The 14844-nt window shown below is 74.0% G+C and carries 16 protein-coding genes and 1 tRNA gene; 8 read left to right on the top strand and 9 right to left on the bottom strand.

Annotated features, from left to right (window positions below):
- Positions 1-27: 27 nt before the first annotated feature.
- The 4 genes from GA0070603_RS16435 (at position 28) to GA0070603_RS16420 (ending at position 2525) form a co-directional block, all read left to right on the top strand.
- Positions 28-672: a GNAT family N-acetyltransferase gene (locus GA0070603_RS16435; RefSeq protein ID WP_091314416.1), complete on the top strand. Its 645-nt coding sequence runs from the start codon at positions 28-30 to the stop codon at positions 670-672.
- Between the two features lie 178 nt (positions 673-850).
- A complete protein-coding gene (sepX, locus tag GA0070603_RS16430; RefSeq protein WP_208862894.1) occupies positions 851-1636 on the top strand; it encodes a divisome protein SepX/GlpR in 786 nt (261 codons plus the stop codon).
- A gap of 95 nt (positions 1637-1731) precedes the next feature.
- Positions 1732-2283: a dihydrofolate reductase family protein gene (locus tag GA0070603_RS16425; RefSeq protein WP_091314408.1), complete on the top strand. Its 552-nt coding sequence runs from the start codon at positions 1732-1734 to the stop codon at positions 2281-2283.
- Positions 2284-2451: 168 nt separating this feature from the next.
- A tRNA-Ala gene (locus GA0070603_RS16420) sits at positions 2452-2525 on the top strand.
- 240 nt (positions 2526-2765) lie between these two features.
- Here the strand turns inward: GA0070603_RS16420 and GA0070603_RS16415 are convergent.
- On the bottom strand, positions 2766-3140 hold the full coding sequence (locus GA0070603_RS16415; RefSeq protein WP_091314405.1) for a YciI family protein: 375 nt from the start codon (positions 3138-3140) through the stop codon (positions 2766-2768).
- A 182-nt stretch (positions 3141-3322) separates the two neighbouring features.
- Between GA0070603_RS16415 and GA0070603_RS16410 the strand changes: the two genes are divergently transcribed.
- On the top strand, positions 3323-4069 hold the full coding sequence (locus GA0070603_RS16410) for a metallophosphoesterase (RefSeq protein WP_091314402.1): 747 nt from the start codon (positions 3323-3325) through the stop codon (positions 4067-4069).
- 139 nt (positions 4070-4208) lie between these two features.
- Here the strand turns inward: GA0070603_RS16410 and GA0070603_RS16405 are convergent, their stop codons facing one another.
- Entirely contained in the window at positions 4209-5120 is a 912-nt protein-coding gene (locus GA0070603_RS16405; RefSeq protein ID WP_091314396.1) for a LysR family transcriptional regulator, read from the bottom strand.
- A 71-nt stretch (positions 5121-5191) separates the two neighbouring features.
- On the opposite strand from GA0070603_RS16405, the gene GA0070603_RS16400 reads away from it, so the two are divergent.
- A complete protein-coding gene (locus GA0070603_RS16400; RefSeq protein WP_091314394.1) occupies positions 5192-6298 on the top strand; it encodes a TDT family transporter in 1107 nt (368 codons plus the stop codon).
- Between the two features lie 41 nt (positions 6299-6339).
- Here GA0070603_RS16400 and GA0070603_RS31765 read toward each other — a convergent pair whose 3' ends face one another.
- From GA0070603_RS31765 to GA0070603_RS16380, 4 genes are all read right to left on the bottom strand, one after another.
- Entirely contained in the window at positions 6340-7035 is a 696-nt protein-coding gene (locus GA0070603_RS31765; protein ID WP_208862893.1) for a G5 domain-containing protein, read from the bottom strand.
- A gap of 145 nt (positions 7036-7180) precedes the next feature.
- Positions 7181-7372 (bottom strand): general stress protein CsbD, encoded by a 192-nt coding sequence (locus GA0070603_RS16390; RefSeq protein WP_091322009.1) that lies wholly within the window; start codon positions 7370-7372, stop codon positions 7181-7183.
- Between the two features lie 164 nt (positions 7373-7536).
- A complete protein-coding gene (locus tag GA0070603_RS16385; RefSeq protein WP_091314391.1) occupies positions 7537-8571 on the bottom strand; it encodes a DUF4352 domain-containing protein in 1035 nt (344 codons plus the stop codon).
- 75 nt (positions 8572-8646) lie between these two features.
- Complete coding sequence (locus GA0070603_RS16380) at positions 8647-9303, bottom strand: 4'-phosphopantetheinyl transferase family protein (RefSeq protein ID WP_091314388.1); 657 nt, start codon at positions 9301-9303, stop codon at positions 8647-8649.
- Positions 9304-9416: 113 nt separating this feature from the next.
- On the opposite strand from GA0070603_RS16380, the gene GA0070603_RS16375 reads away from it, so the two are divergent.
- On the top strand, positions 9417-9686 hold the full coding sequence (locus GA0070603_RS16375; RefSeq protein ID WP_091314385.1) for a hypothetical protein: 270 nt from the start codon (positions 9417-9419) through the stop codon (positions 9684-9686).
- 54 nt (positions 9687-9740) lie between these two features.
- Here GA0070603_RS16375 and GA0070603_RS16370 read toward each other — a convergent pair whose 3' ends face one another.
- The 3 genes from GA0070603_RS16370 to GA0070603_RS16360 form a co-directional block, all read right to left on the bottom strand.
- Positions 9741-10514, bottom strand: a complete 774-nt coding sequence (locus tag GA0070603_RS16370; RefSeq protein WP_091314382.1) for a peptidase — start codon at positions 10512-10514, stop codon at positions 9741-9743.
- A gap of 2 nt (positions 10515-10516) precedes the next feature.
- Entirely contained in the window at positions 10517-11797 is a 1281-nt protein-coding gene (locus GA0070603_RS16365; protein WP_091314379.1) for a VWA domain-containing protein, read from the bottom strand.
- A 411-nt stretch (positions 11798-12208) separates the two neighbouring features.
- Complete coding sequence (locus GA0070603_RS16360; RefSeq protein WP_091314377.1) at positions 12209-13909, bottom strand: dolichyl-phosphate-mannose--protein mannosyltransferase; 1701 nt, start codon at positions 13907-13909, stop codon at positions 12209-12211.
- A 92-nt stretch (positions 13910-14001) separates the two neighbouring features.
- On the opposite strand from GA0070603_RS16360, the gene rsmI reads away from it, so the two are divergent.
- A complete protein-coding gene (rsmI, locus tag GA0070603_RS16355; protein ID WP_370464086.1) occupies positions 14002-14841 on the top strand; it encodes a 16S rRNA (cytidine(1402)-2'-O)-methyltransferase in 840 nt (279 codons plus the stop codon).
- Positions 14842-14844: the final 3 nt, after the last annotated feature.

Raw genomic sequence — 14844 nt, 5'->3', positions numbered from 1 at the left:
CCCGGTCGCGTGTGGAAGGCTGACCCGATGAGCTGGTTCCGGCGGCCGCCCGGGTGGCCGGCGGTGCTGGTGGACGGTCCGGTGGTGCTGCGGCCGTACCGGCGATCCGACGCGCTGGCCTGGTCGGAGATCCGGCGGGCCAACCGGGCCTGGCTGTCCCCCTGGGAGTCCCACGTGCCGGGCAGTTGGGACGAGACGAACTCGCCGGCCGCGTTCCGCTTCGTCCACGCCGACCAGCGGAGGTCCGCGCGCACCGGCGACGGCATGCCGTTCGCGGTCTGCCTACGCGAGAACGGCGCGGAACGGCTGGTCGGCCACGTCAACGTGGGCAGCATCGTGCGGCGCGCGTTCTGCTCCGGCTACATCGGCTACTGGGTGGACTCCCGGGTGGCCGGTCGCGGCGTCATTCCCACGGCGGTGGCCCTGGCCGTGGACCACGCGTTCGGCCCCGGCGGGCTGCACCGGATCGAGGTCAACATCCGGCCGGAGAACCAGCCGTCCCGCCGGGTCGTGGAGAAGCTCGGCTTCCGCGAGGAGGCCTACCACGTGCGCTACATGCACATCGACGGCGCCTGGCGGGACCACATCGGATACGCGATGACCAGTGAGGAAGTGGCCGCCGAGGGCGGGTTGCTGGCCCGGTGGCACCGCGTACGTGACAACCGCGGGTGAAGCGTCCCACCTGCCGCGCCCGGCGCGGCGCACGGTGAAGTCGGTCGGCGGCCCGTAACCTCAAGTAACTGCAAGCTGTGGCAAGCGCTGCCTGCCCGCACGATCTGCGCCGTAAACGACGGGCGACGGAAGAAGTTGCGGTCGTGTGGCGCTCGCCCCGAACTTGGTGACGGGAGGGGTGAGGGTGCCGACCTCGGTGCTCCTCGCCGTCCTCGCCGCCGCCGGTCTGCTCGCCCTCGCGCCGGCGCTGGTCCGCCGGTACGACGCCACCGAGCGGCTGGTGGCGGAGCGGGCGCAGTCGACGGCCCGGGTGCTCCAGCGCCGCCGTCGGCGTCGCACCGTGCCCGGACGGCGGCCGGTGCACCCGCCGCGCTCCCTCGTCGTCACCCTCAGTGAGGACTCGGGCACGGGCGGTCTCGCCCGGCCGGTGTCGGCGCCACCCGCCCGGCGTCGCTCGGGCCGGCTCCGGTCGGTGCCGCCCGCCCCGGCCAGGTCCCGCCGACGGCACCCACCGAAGCGCCGGCAGCACACCCCGGCCATCTACCGCCGCCGGCGGGTCCTCGCCGCGCTGCTGCTGCTCAACTTCGTCGAGCTGATCGGCGTGGTGCTGGTCAGCCCCGGGTTCTGGATCAGCGTCTCGGTCACCGGCGCACTGCTCGTGGCGTACGTCGTACACCTGCGGCAGCGGGCCCTGGCCGAGCGCCGGCGGCGGCGCGCGGAGGCCCGGGAGGCGGCGTGGCTGGCCGCCCGCCAGGCCGAGGTGCGGCGCGAGCAGGCGCGGCGTGCCGCCGCCCGGCGGGAGGCGCAGCGCCGCCTGGCGGCCCAGCGCGAGGCGGTCCGGCGTACCGCCATGGGGCTGGACCGGCCCGCGGACCTGCCGCCCGCGGCGAGCGGCGGCTCGGTCTCCTACCGGCGGGCGGGTGGCCTGCGGGGGCGGCCGTACCAGAGCGGGCGGGGCGCTTAGAAGTTCTTCCGCCGGTGTTGTCGAATCCGGCGGGTGCCGTTCGACGGGTTGGTGAGGGCCGGCGCAAGGGCCGGCCGCGGACAGGGGAGCCTGTGATGGCCAAGATCGTGTCGAACTTCTTCATCTCGCTGGACGGTGTCGTGGAGCGGCCCGACCAGTGGCACTTCCCCTACTTCGACGACGAGATGGGCGCGGTCGTCGGCCGCGGGGTGGCGGCGACCACGGCGTTCCTCATGGGCCGCACGCAGTACCAGGAGTGGTCGGAGTTCTGGCCCAACCAGAGCGGGGACGACATGGAGTTCGCGTCGTTCATCAACTCGGTGCCGAAGTACGTGCTGTCCAACACCCTCACCGAGACCACCTGGCAGAACTCGCACCTGATCTCCGGCGACACCGACCAGGTCGCCGCCCGGCTGCGAGAGCTGAAGGAGCAGACCGACGGGGAGATCGCCATGTCCGGCGGCGCCACCACGGTCCGGTGGCTGCTGGCCAACGGGCTGCTGGACGAGCTGCGGCTGCTGGTCCACCCGATCGCCGTGGGCCACGGCCAGCGCCTCTTCGAGGGCACGCCCACCTACCCCCTGCGCCTCGTCGACAGCGCCACGTTGAAGAGCGGCGTCCTGAACCTGACCTACGCCCCCGCCTGATCCGGTCCCCGCGAGATCTTGGAGGGTTTGGGCCCCTCTGGGGGCCTATTCCCTCCAAGATCTGCTCAGGCGGTGGGGCGGTTCGCTTCCGAGGTGCCGAACCTGTTAGCCTTGTCGCCGGCCCGCCCGGTGAAAGCCGGGTGGGACCGACGCTGGTACGCCAGCGGAGGGGCTGTGGCGCAGACCGGTAGCGCACCTCGTTCGCATCGAGGGGGTCAGGGGTTCAAATCCCCTCAGCTCCACCCAGTTCAAAGGCCGTTTCCCGTCGTGGGGGACGGCCTTTTTCGATCTTGCGCAGCGGTCATCGGCAGGCTGGCTGTGAGCTGATCCGGCAGCGGCGTCGGGTGCATCCATCGGCCGAAACCGGGGACCGGGCTTCGTTCCACGCCCGATCCCCGGTCGGTGGCCCGCATTGTCAACCGTGCCGACGCGCGTTCCGCTCCAGCGCGGCAGGTCTCCGTCGATCAGTCATCAGCGGGATGTCACCATCGCCGGCCGGCCTGGCGGAGCATCGCGTCGTGCTCGGGGTCGGGCAGGAGTTCCCGGACCTCCTGTGCGCAGCGGCAGGAGGCGGCGACCTTGGCGGCCCACTCCAGCGCCTCCTCGCGTGAGGCCACGTCGACGACGCAGAACCCGCCGATGACCTCCTTGGTCTCCGGGTAAGGGCCGTCGGTGACCACCCCGTCCGTGCCCACGACGCTCGCCCGCTGGCTCTGCAGTCCGGCGCCGAACACCCAGACGCCGGCGTTGACGGCCTCCTGGATCACCGCGTGCGTGGTCTTGGAGACGTCGGGGATCTCCTCCTCGGGGATGTGGTCCATCGCGCCGGCGTTGAACGAGATCAGGTACCGGGTCATCCCATGGCTCCCTTGTCCCGGCGGCTCTTGCCGGCCGCCTCTCACCTGTTCTACGAACGACTCGTCCCGGATCCGACGCCATGCCGGAAGGATTTTTCCCGGGACCGGCATCCACGGTGGCCGGGCCAGTCGAGGGTGATTGGTGCTTTCGCGGCGGACTCGGCGGTGCGCACCATCGGTACATGATGATCATCGCGCACATCAGCGACACCCACCTCGACGGGAGTGAACGCGCCCTGGCCCGCGCCCGGCGGGTGATGCGCTACCTGCGCGGCTGCGCCATCGACCTGATCCTCGTCTCCGGTGACCTGGCCGACCACGGCGAGATCTCCGAGTACGAGCAGGTCAAGGCGGAACTCGTCGCCGACGTTCCGGTGCTCATGCTGCCGGGCAACCACGACAAACGGTCGGCGTACCGCAGCGTGCTGTTGGGGACTGACGGTGACGCGCCGATCAACCAGCTGCACCGGGTGGGTGGCGTGCTGTTCGCACTCTGCGACTCCACCATCCCCGGTCGCGACGACGGTGCGCTCGCTCCCGAGACCCTGGAATGGCTGCGCGGGGTCCTGGCCGAGGCTGACGCGCCCGTGGTCGTCGGGCTGCACCATCATCCGATCCGCCTGCACAACCCGCTGGTGGACGGCATCGGGCTCGGCAACGCCGACGAGTTCGCCGCGATCCTCCAGCGGGCCCAGGGGGTGGTGGCCGTCCTCTGCGGACACGCCCACGCGGCCGCCGCGGGGTCGTTCGCCGGTCGACCGCTGCTCGCGGCGCCCGGCGTGGTGTCCACCACCCGCCTGCCGTGGACCACCACCGACGCGCTCACGTGGGCCAACACCGCCGACCTGACTGACCCGCCCGGCGTGATGTTCCACGTCCTCGACGACGACGGCACCCTCACCACCCACGTGCGGACGGCCCCCGAGTGACCGGGTGAGCGGGTCGCTCGGTCCGGCGCGGCTGACCTCGCCGACCATGACCGGATAGGGCCGGCGGGCATCTTGGCCTCCTGCTCGCCGGCCCCGACGACGAGCCCGCCATCGCGCGTCCGAGGCCCGGTCGGCCAGGTCACCCGTGCCGGCGGGCGATCGCGTGGAGATCCCGCGCCGGGCCGGTGAGCTGCCGTCCCGCCGGCCACACCGCCCGCAGCCGGCGGCGCAGGTCGAGCCCGTGGACCGGCACCGCGACCAGCACGCCGGCGGCCAGTTCGGTGCTCACCGCCAGCGAACTCAGCACGGCCGGTCCACTGCCCGCACCGACCGCGTGCTTGATCGCCGTCGTCGAGGAGAGTTCGAGGATCGGCGCGGCGAGCTCGCCCGCACCCTGCTCGCGCAGCGCGCTCTCCAGCGCCCGGCGGGTGCCCGAGCCCGCCTCCCGGGCCACCAGCGGCGCGGCGGCCAACTCGGCCGGGGTGATGCCGCGCCGCCGGCGCGCCCAGCGGTGGGAAGGGGCGACGACCACCGTGAGCCGGTCCGTGGCCACCGTGTCGGCGTCGAGCCCGCCCGGCAGGTCGGGACCCTCCACGAACCCGAGGTCGGCCCGGTCCGCGAGGAGGCGGGCGGCCACCTCCGCGGAGTTGGCGGCCTGGAGGGTGACGGCGAGGTCCGGCTGCCGTACGCGCAGTGCCACGAGCCACGCCGGGAGCAGGTACTCGGCGACGGTCTGGCTGGCCGCGACGGTGAGCCGGCTCTCCTTCGTGACGCGCAGCGCCTGCACGGCGGCGGCGAACGAGTCGGCCGCGTCCACCACGGTGCGGGCCCAGTCGGCGATCAGCGCGCCGGTCGGGGTGAGCGCGGACCCGCGCGGCGTGCGGTGCAGCAGGGTGAGGCCGAGCCGGCGTTCCAGGTGACGGAGGCGGGCGCTGGCCGCCGGTTGGGAGATGCGGTGTTCCGCCGCGGCCTGGCCGATGCTGCCGAGCCGGGCGACGGAGAGCAGCAGGTCGAGGCTGCTCAGGTCGGTCACCTGCGGCGGCAGAGGCATAGGCAGAGGTTATGGCTCGGTAGGAGATCCCCGCCTACCGGGTCGGCCGTGGCGGTCCGAGGGTTGGCGACATGAACAGCCTGCACCAACCGGCCGTGCTGCCGCGTCCCGCAAGCCCCACCGCCCACCTCGGCCCGAACTGGTTCGCCTCGGTGATGGGCACCGGGATCGTGGCCACCGCAGCCGCCGGTCTGCCCGTGCACCTGCCCGGGCTGCGGTTCGTGGCGACCGTCGTCTGGCTCGCGGCGGCGGCGCTGCTCGTGGCGTTGGTCGTCGCGTGGGCGGTGCACCTGCGCCGGGACCGGGAGACCGCCCTCGGATACGCGGCCGACCCGGTCATGGCGCAGTTCTGGGGCGCGCCGCCCATGGCGCTGATGACCGTGGGCGGTGGCGCGCTGCTGCTCGGGCCGGCGCTGATCGGGCAGTCCGCCGCCGTGGCGGTCGACCTCCTGCTGTGGGGCGTCGGGACCGGGCTGGGCCTGCTGACCGCGGTGGCCATCCCGTACCTGATGATGACCCGGCACCGGATCGGGCCGGACGCCGCGTTCGGTGGCTGGCTGATGCCGGTGGTGCCGCCGATGGTCTCGGCCGCGAACGGCGCGCTGCTCGTGCCGCACCTGCCGGCCGGGCAGGCCCGGCTCGACCTGGTGCTCGCCTGCTACGCGATGTTCGGCGTGAGCCTGGTCGCCACCCTGGTCATCCTGCCGCAGCTCTGGAACCGGTTGGTCGTGCACCGGGTCGGCGCCGCCCGGATGGTCCCCACCCTGTGGATCGTGCTGGGGCCGCTCGGCCAGTCCATCACCGCGGCCCACCTGCTCGGCCGGGCCGCCGCGGGGGTGCTGCCCGAGCCGTACGCGGCCGGGGCGCAGATGCTCGCCGTGCTCTACGGCGTACCCGTGCTGGGGTTCGCCCTGGTGTGGCTGGCCCTGGCGGCCGCGATCACGGTGCGCACCGCGCGCGCCGGGCTGCCCTTCTCGCTCACCTGGTGGAGCTTCACCTTCCCGGTCGGCACGCTGGTCACCGGGGTCACCGGGCTGGCCACCCGGGCCGGCTCGGCCGTGCTGACCACGCTCGCGGTGCTGCTGTACGGGCTGCTGGTGGCCGCCTGGACGACGGTGGCGGCGCGCACCGTCCGCGGCGCCTGGCACGGCCACCTGTTCCTCCCGCCGCCGCGGTGAGGGCCGCCGGGGCGCGGATGCCGCGCCCCGGCGGATGCGCGTCAGTCGCAGCCCACCCCGTCGCCGTCGCGGTCGAGGTCGTAGATGTCCCGGCCCACCACGTAGACCGGACCGTCGACGTACGCGGGGCCGTTGCCGCTGCCGCCCGAGCAGTCGACGTCGCTGGCGATCGGCACGCAGGCCCCGCTGTAGTTCGGGTCGCACTGCCGTGTCTGCTTGGTCCCGACGGCTACCACCTGCGTGACGGGAGCCTTGGTGACCACCGACCGCACCAGCTTCCTCCCGGTCTCCACGCCGTCGGTGAGGGTCACCTGGTACGTGAGGGTCCGGACGCCGGCCACACCCCTGGTCCGGACCTTCGTGGTGCCCTCCGCCAGGGTGGAGTCCTTGACCGTCCTGGTCGAGTAGGCGATCTTCTGGGTCGCCGTGACGGTCCGGATCCGCACCTGCGGGGACGGCGACGGTGACTCGCTCGGCGCCGCCTCGGTCGGGCTGGCCGTCGCCGACGGCGTGGCGAGATCGGCCACCGCGGGAGCGGGTGCGGCGGCCTCCCCGCCGTTCACCGGCGCGGAGGAGGCCGGGGCGGCGTCCTTCTTGTCGGTGCTCGCCGGCGGGTCGGTGACCGCGCCGATGGCCACGCCGCCGCAGCAGCAGAGCACCATGACGCCCGCCGCCACGACGGCGACCCGCGCGCCGCGGGAGAGCCGGCCCCACCAGGACTGCCGCGGCGGCGCCATGGGGTACGGCGGGACCGCGCCGAACTGTGATCCGCTACCCGGCTCACCGTGAACGCTGGTCAGCCGGGTTCAGGTCGGACCGGCGACCGATCACGACGCCCGCGTTCCCGCCACGCCGTCGCCACCGGCCGGGACCCGGGACACCTCAGTCGGAGAAGTCGTCCCGTGCGTCCCGGGCGTCCTGCTGGACGTGCTCGCCGGGTCGCTTGCCCCGGATCTCGTCCTGGCGCCGCACCTGGTCCGCCTCGGACCGTTCGTCCCGGGTCATGTCGCCCAACCGGGCTCGGGCCGGGCCGGCCAGGTCCTCGAGGTCGTCCTTCGCCCGTTCGACGCTCATGCCGCCTCCCGTGTCGTCGTGGGCGCCGTCGCGCCCCACCGGCAGCGGCGTCCCCGGCCGTCGGGAACTGAAACCCGGGCTGGGCGGCCTTCCTCGTCCGTTCCCCAAGCGACGCGAAAAGGGGGCCGGTCCACGCGGGACCGACCCCCTCGACCCTCGGGCCGTTACGGCTTCCAGGAGCCCGCCGTACGCAGGTGGTGCTCGTACTCCAGCGTGCCGTTCTTGTCCTTGACGTCGAAGATGAGCTGGCCGCTGCGCTTGCTGCCGGTGGGCAGGTTGTTGCCCGAGCCCATCAGCTTGCCGCAGCCGGAGAAGGCGCCGCCGACGCCGCTCTCCTCGGCGCCGTCGGTGCCGACCCACTTGAAGAAGAACGGGTTGATCGAGCCGGTGCCCTTGGTGACCTCGGCGGTCACGTCGGCGATCAGGTACATGCCGTTCTTCGGCGCCGGCATGAACTCCTGGCAGGCCTTGTCCTTGGTCCGGAAGTTGCCGACGGTGATCTCGACGGTGCCGTCGTCGTCGACGACGATCAGCTTGTCGCCGGCCGGCATGTTGAAGGTCTCGCCGTCGGTCCTGCCCGGCTCGGGCGTCGCCGACGTGCCGCCGGTCGGGGAGTCGTCGACCGGGTTGCTGTAGGTGACCCCCGGGGTGGGCAGGTTGTCGATGGCGTCCTTGGTCTTCTTCGCGCCGCTGTAGATGGCGAAGATGCCGCCGCCGCAGCAGAGCAGCAGCATGACCGCCAGCACGATGCCGACGGTGATCCAGACGTTCTTGTTGGACTTCTTGGGCGGCGGGCCGAACTGCCCGGGCGCGGGCGGGTACGGCCCGCTCGGCGGGTACGCCCCACCCGGGGGCGGCGGGTACTGCCCGGGCGGCGGCGGGAACGCCGCGGCCGGGGCCGGCGGCGGGTACGGAGGCTGCCCCGCGGCCGGCGGCGGGTACGGCGCCCCGGAGGTGGGCGGCTGCGGCGGGTACGGCGCGCCGGACGTCGGCGGCTGCGGCGCGTACGGCGACTCCGGGGCCGGCGGGTACGGGGCACCCGAGGTGGGCGGCTGCGGAGCACCGGAGACCGGCGGCTGCGGCGCGTACGGGCTGCCGGACACCGGCGGCATCGGCGCGGTGGGGAACGCCTGGGTCGGCGGTTCCTGAGGCTGCTGGTTCGGGTCCTGCGGTCCGAACGGAGGCTGAGGGTGGCTCACCGTACTCCTTGGGCACCTTCGAGATCGTCGGTCGGGACGACGGTACAAGCCGGCGGCAACGCGACCGTCAGGCCCTCACCGGGGTACCAGAACGGCCGCCGTGCGCACCAGTTCGGCGTCCACCGCGAACCGACCGGCTATCGACAGCGGCGGATCGGTCACGGGGGCGGCGGCGAGCCGGGCGGGCGCGATCCGGGCCGTGAACGTGCCCGCGTCGGGGTCGAGGGTGACCCGGGCGTCGGCGAAGTCCAGCCAGGTCCCGACGAGCGGGTGCCAGACCTTGTAGACGGTCTCCTTGGCGCTGAACAGCACGGTCGGCCAGGCCACCCCGGCGGGCAGCCGAACCAGGTCCGCCTCCTCCTCGGGCAGGCAGACCCTTCGGCGTACCCCCGGGGTGAGGTCCCGGTGTCGTTCGGCGTCGAGGCCCACCGCGCGGATCTCGGTGGCGCGGGCGGCGGCGGCCGCGCAGTAGTCCCGGGTGTGGGTGATGGCCCCGACGACGCCGGGTGGCCAGACCGGGGCGCGGTCGGGGGCCGCGGGCACCGGCGTGGCCGGCAGCCCGAGCCCGGCCAGCGCCCGGCGGGCGCACACCCGGCCGGCGGTGAAGTCCCGGCGGCGGCTGGCCACGGCGCGGTCGCCCAGGCAGGCCCACTCGGCCGGGAGCAGCGCGCCGGTCCAGTCCGCGGCGGCGGCCACCGCCACGGCGACCTCGGGCGGCAGTAGGTCCCGCATGACGCGGAAACGTACCGCAACCATGTAACGCCGGAGCGTTTCGGGGCGCTGTTGGGTCGTTGCGGGGAGGCGACCGTCCACTGACGTGTGTCCATTGACGAGAGGATCGGCCGATGACGCCTGGCGCGAAGGCGTCGGAATCACGACCCGGCGAGCACGCCCCCGTGACCCCCGACTGGACCTGTGGCTCCTGCGGCGACGACTGGCCCTGCGCCACGAAACGCCGGCAACTGCTGGACGAGTACCAGGTGGACCGCGCCTCGTTGAGCGTCTATCTCGGCTCCTGCCTGGCCGCCGCCACGCAGGACCTGCGCGCCGCCCCGGTCTCCTCGCTCCAGGACCGGTTCATCGGCTGGGTGCCGCGCGGCCCGCGTACCTTCTGAGCCGCGCTTCCGGCGGCCGCCGCGTCGGGTTCGCGGCGGCCACCGGTCGCGGGCTCAGGGGCGGCGGGGCCGGCGGGTCACGGCGAAGCCCACGACGCCCGCCACGGCGGCGAGCACGCCGCCCACGCCGGTCCACACCCACCGGGAGCCGGGCTCCGGCAGCCAGCCGATGAGGCCACCTTCCTCCTCGGCGACCGGCTCGGGGGCGGGCTCGGCGGTGAGCACCTGGCCGGCCCGGGTGTTCGGCACCAGCGGCGCCTCCAGTTCCCCGTCGTCGCCGGACCCGCCGCCCTCGGTGTCCGCGCCGACCAGCAGGTCCACCTCGACCGGCAGGCCCAGGTCGGGCTCGGGCAGGTCGGTGACCGAGAGCCGGAGGTAGTAGGTGCCGGGCAGCGGGTCGCCGGACCACGGTTCCGCCCAGGGCCGGACCCGGCGCAGCGTGCAGCCGAGGGCCACGCTTGTCGCGGTCGCCGCCGCGGTCGGGGTCTGCGCGCCGGCCGTGCACGCCTGGCGGCGGCGCAGCCCGTCGAAGACGTCGACGGTCCAGGTGGACGCGCCGGTGCGCGCCTTCGGGAAGGCGACCGTCGCGGTGACCTCGTGGACCTGGCCCGCCTCCGCCCGGAACGACCAGTAGAGGTGGTCGCCGGTGGAGGCGTCCACCCGGACCGGCTGGCCGGGGGTGATCGGGGTGGCGGTCAGGAACGAGGTGCCGGCCTTGGTGACGGTGGCCGCGCCCGGCGACGGGGTCGGCGCCGCCGCGGCGGCCCCCGGGGCGAGGGCGAGCCCGGCGGCGGCCAGCGCCGCCGCGGAGCGGATCAGTGTACGCATCCTCAGTTCTCCCTCCACGTGGCCACCCACCAGCGGGTGAGCAGCCCGGCGACGAGCCCGGTGACCAGCCCGGCCAGGGTGAGCAGGAGCAGCAGCGCCCAGCCCCGGCCGAGGTCCGGTCCGTCCGGGGCGGGGGACGCGGCGACCACGTCCACGGTCAGCTCCACCGGCATGCCCGGGGTGACCTGGGTGCCCGGGCGCGGGGCGAACGAGTTGCTGACCACCAGGCAGACGGTCCGCGCGGGCTGTACCCCGCTCGGGGCGGGGGCGGGGCTCGCCTCCTCGGCGGCCGACCAGCGCAGCCCGGCGGAGACCACGTCGGTACGCCCGCTGCCCGCGTCGACCCCCCGGACGAGTTCCCGCCCGTCCGGCGCGGTGGCCCGCAGCAGCACGCCGTAGTCGGGGTTGACCGGGCGGTCCAGCGCGACGCTCACCGAGGCGCGCAGCTCCTGCCCGGGGCGCACCGGCACCCGGTACCAGCGGTGCTCGGCGAACGCCTCCCGGTCGGTGTAGACGCCGGGGGCGAGCAGCGGCGCGTTGTCGCACCCGGCCGACCCGCCCACCACGGTCGGGGTGGCGGTGTACGTGTCCCGGGCCCGGTCCACCAGCTGCTTGATCCGCCCGGTCAGCTCGTCGGCGCTCTGCGCCGCGGTGTAGGTGCCGCCGGTAGCACCGGCGATGCAGAGCAGCTGCCGGCGGACCTTCTCGTCCGGGGCCAGGCCGAGCGTGTCGACGACAAGCCTGGTGCCCTGGGCGGCCAGCTCGCGGGCCACCTCGCAGGGGTCGGGCGGGGCGCAGGTGTCCTCGCCGTCGGTGATCAGCACGATCCGCCGGGCTGTGCTGCCGGTGCCCAGGTCCTGCGCGGCGGAGCGGAGCGCCAGCCCCACCGGGGTGAAGCCGGTCGGGCGCAGCGTGGCGACGGCGGCCTTGGCCTGCGTACGGTCCACCGGACCGACCGGCACGATCTGCTGGGTGTCCAGGCAGCCCTGCTTCTTGTCCTTGCCGCGGTAGGTGGCGCCGAGCACCCGGATGCCGAGCTGGGTCTCGTCCGGCAGCGCGTCGACCACCTCGTTGAACGCCTGCTGGGCGACGGAGATCCGGCTGCGCCCGTCGATGTCCCGGGCCCGCATCGAGCCGCTGACGTCCAGGACCAGTTCGACCTTGGGCGGCTCGGCGGGGGGTTCCGCGGTCTCGTCGTCGGCCGCGGCGGGCGGCGTACCGATCAGCGCGGTCGTCGCCAGCAGTCCGAGAAGGACGGCCGCCGATCGTCTCTTGTTGATCACCGGGCGAAGTGTAGTGAGATCCACAATGGAAGATCATCCGGGTCGGGTGATCGAGGCAGGTCGATGCGAGAGGCGGCATGATCAGGTCTTGCGCGGCGCTTCGCGGGCGCGGCCGTGGATAGTAAGGAATTCGTAATGTTTTCCCTGCGTGACCCACCGTAAGGTGCCCGATGTAAACCTTTTGTGGGGTGGCGCATTCGTCGGAAATCTGACCCCACTCGACCCGTTGTGCCAGTGCCGCACTGTGGTTAAGCTCTGTCTTGCGCGCCCCAATCGCCCGCTTCCCCCGTGGCAGGCGATCGGGGCGCGCTTTTTCGTGCCCGGGCCCGGGCACCTGCACCGGCACCAGACCGGCCCGTGATCGCAATCGGTTTTCCGACCCGGCGGGTGCCCCCGCCGGGTCCACGCCGGTCAGATCCAGCGACCGTCCAGCCACATCCGGGCGGACCAGTCCGCGTAGGCCATCAGCCGGCCCACGAAGATCGGGTAGAAGTAACCGAAGCAGAGGGCGACAAGCAGCACGTACGCGCCCGCGATGATCCCGCCCACCAGGCGGCGGTCGGAGGTGTCCTCCGTGCTCGGTGGCGCCGCCGTGCCGACGGCCGGGGCCGGCGAGATGATCGCGCCGAGCACGTAGACCACCGCCAGCACCAGGAACGGCACGGCCGGCGCGGCGTAGAACGAGAACATCGTGCGGCCGTCGAGGGCGAACCAGAACCAGGGCAGCAGGCCGGCGGCCACGCTGAGCAGGATCGCCCCGGCCCGCCAGTCCCGCCGGGCCAGCCCGAGCCAGACCGTCGCGGCCAGCGCCGGCAGGAACGACCACCAGAGCAGCGGGGTGCCCAGCAGCAGGATCTCCGAGGCGCAGCTCGGCGCGCCGCAGTTGCCGTCGCCGGACCAGTAGAAGGCGACCGGCCGGCCGAGCAGCAGCCACTGCCACGGCCACGACTGGTACTTGTGCGGGTCGTCGAGCTGAGTGTGGAAGCCGTACGCGGCCTTGTGGTATTCCCACAGGTTGATCAGCGGCCCGATGACCGGGGTGTCGCTCAGGCCCGGGGTGTTCGGGTAGCGGCTGGCCAGGCGGTAGTAGCCGTCGTCGCCGAGCAGCCAGCCCGACCAGGTGAGCACGTAGGTGACGACCATCAGCACGCCGGCCGCCAGGAGCCACGGCAGCTCGTCCAGCAGGGCGTCCCGCCACGGGCGGCGGACCCCGGCCGAGCGGCGGACGCCTACCTCCCAGAGGAGCACCAGGAGCGCGAAGGCCGGGACGAAGTAGAGGCCGCTCCACTTCACCGCGCACGCGCAGCCGAGCAGCACGCCGGCGGCCAGCCGCCACCACGGCCAGTCCCGCCAGGTCGACGGCGGCCGGCCGGCCCGCCCCGGCAGCGACGGGTCGAGCCCCGCCTCCAGCGCCCGCGTCCAGCGCCGCCGCCGGGCGTCCCGGTCGAGCACCAGGGCGCCGAACGCGGCAAGCACGAACAGCAGCAGGAAGATGTCGAGCAGGGCGGTGCGGGAGAGCACGAAGTGGAAGCCGTCCAGGGCGAGCAGTAGCCCGGCCGCGCAGCCCAACGTGGTCGACCGGAACATCCGCCGGCCGATCCGCACCAGCAGCAGCACCGACAGGGTGCCGGCGACGGCCGCCGCGAAGCGCCAGCCGAACTCGGGGGCGGTGGTCATGAGGTGCCCCGGCACGGAGATCTTCGTCTCCGCGTCCTGGTAGCCGAAGGCCCACTCGCCGAGGCCGATGAGCCACTTGCCCAGCGGCGGGTGCACCACGTACGACGGGCCGTTGTCCTTGTAGTTCCACTCGACGCCGCGGTCGATCAGCCCGTACGCGTCGCGGGCGTAGTAGATCTCGTCGAAGATCTTGCCGTTGGGGCCGCTCAGCCCGACGAAGCGCAGGATCGCCGCGATCGCCACCACGACCCCGGTGGCCAGCCACGCCTGCCCCCGGCCGAGGTGGGCGTCGACCGTGTCGAGCCGTCGCCGGACGATCGCCGGGATCCGGCCACGGCCGCCGCTCGTCGCGGGGCCGGCGGCCCGGTCGGCGGGGGTCGGCTCGTCGGCGGACCCGCCCGCGTTCGCGCTCTGTGCTGTCGACGCACTCGTCACCCGGCGATCGTAGGCTGCGAAGGTGCCCGGTGGCGCCCGTCGTCTCCGAGATTGGTACGGCCGTCGATGAAGGAGCGCACGTCGTGGGTGAAATGTCCGAGGTTGGCCGCCTGGTGCTGCTCGGCGCGCCGCTGGGCAACCCGGCCGACGCGTCCGCCCGGTTCCGGGAGGTGCTCGCCACCGCCGACGTGGTCGCCGCCGAGGACACCCGCCGGCTCACCCGGCTGGCCCGGGACCTGGCGGTGACCGTGCCCGGCCGGATCGTCTCCTACTTCGAGGGCAACGAGGAGCGGCGTACCCCGGAACTGGTCGACGTGCTCGCCGCCGGCTACACGATCGCGCTGGTCACCGACGGTGGCATGCCCAGCGTCTCCGACCCCGGCTACCGCCTGGTCCGGGCCGCCCTCGACGCCGGGATCCCGGTCACCGCGGCCCCCGGGCCGAGCGCCGTCACGACCGCCCTGGCGCTGTCCGGGCTGCCCTGCGACCGGTTCTGCTTCGAGGGCTTCCTGCCCCGCACGCCCGGCGCCCGCCGGTCCCGGCTGCGCGCGCTCGCCGCCGAGGAGCGCACCCTGGTGCTCTTCGAGGCGCCGCACCGGATCGCCGGGGCGCTCGCCGACCTGGCCGAGGCGTTCGGCCCGGACCGGCCCGCCGCGCTCTGCCGCGAGCTGACCAAGACGTACGAGGAGGTGGTCCGCCGGCCGCTTGGCGAACTGGCCGAGTGGGCCGCGGCGGGCGAGCCGCGCGGCGAAATCACACTGGTCGTGGCCGGGGCGCCGCCGGCCGCGGCCGTCCGGCCCGACGACGACACGCTGCGCGCCGCGGTGGCCGCGCGGGAGGCGGCCGGGCTGTCCCGGCGCGACGCCATCACCGAGGTCGCCACCGAGTTCGGGCTGCGCCGCCGCGAGGTCTACACGGTTGTGCACAGCTGAGGC

Origin of the sequence: Micromonospora chersina (genome assembly GCF_900091475.1) — a bacterium.
Classification (GTDB): Bacteria; Actinomycetota; Actinomycetes; order Mycobacteriales; family Micromonosporaceae; genus Micromonospora; species Micromonospora chersina.
The sequence above is the reverse complement of the archived record's forward strand: the minus strand, read 5'-3'. Positions and strand labels throughout refer to the sequence as shown.

Excerpts from the sequence above, each read along its gene's own strand:
- GA0070603_RS16435 (WP_091314416.1), top strand. The coding sequence starts at position 28 with ATGAGCTGGTTCCGGCGGCCGCCCGGGTGGCCGGCGGTGCTGGTGGAC.
- GA0070603_RS16425 (WP_091314408.1), top strand. The coding sequence starts at position 1,732 with ATGGCCAAGATCGTGTCGAACTTCTTCATCTCGCTGGACGGTGTCGTG.
- GA0070603_RS16415 (WP_091314405.1), bottom strand. The coding sequence starts at position 3,140 with ATGACCCGGTACCTGATCTCGTTCAACGCCGGCGCGATGGACCACATC.
- GA0070603_RS16410 (WP_091314402.1), top strand. The coding sequence starts at position 3,323 with ATGATGATCATCGCGCACATCAGCGACACCCACCTCGACGGGAGTGAA.
- GA0070603_RS16405 (WP_091314396.1), bottom strand. The coding sequence starts at position 5,120 with ATGCCTCTGCCGCCGCAGGTGACCGACCTGAGCAGCCTCGACCTGCTG.
- GA0070603_RS16400 (WP_091314394.1), top strand. The coding sequence starts at position 5,192 with ATGAACAGCCTGCACCAACCGGCCGTGCTGCCGCGTCCCGCAAGCCCC.
- GA0070603_RS31765 (WP_208862893.1), bottom strand. The coding sequence starts at position 7,035 with ATGGCGCCGCCGCGGCAGTCCTGGTGGGGCCGGCTCTCCCGCGGCGCG.
- GA0070603_RS16390 (WP_091322009.1), bottom strand. The coding sequence starts at position 7,372 with ATGAGCGTCGAACGGGCGAAGGACGACCTCGAGGACCTGGCCGGCCCG.
- GA0070603_RS16380 (WP_091314388.1), bottom strand. The coding sequence starts at position 9,303 with ATGCGGGACCTACTGCCGCCCGAGGTCGCCGTGGCGGTGGCCGCCGCC.
- GA0070603_RS16375 (WP_091314385.1), top strand. The coding sequence starts at position 9,417 with ATGACGCCTGGCGCGAAGGCGTCGGAATCACGACCCGGCGAGCACGCC.
- GA0070603_RS16370 (WP_091314382.1), bottom strand. The coding sequence starts at position 10,514 with ATGCGTACACTGATCCGCTCCGCGGCGGCGCTGGCCGCCGCCGGGCTC.
- rsmI (WP_370464086.1), top strand. The coding sequence starts at position 14,002 with ATGTCCGAGGTTGGCCGCCTGGTGCTGCTCGGCGCGCCGCTGGGCAAC.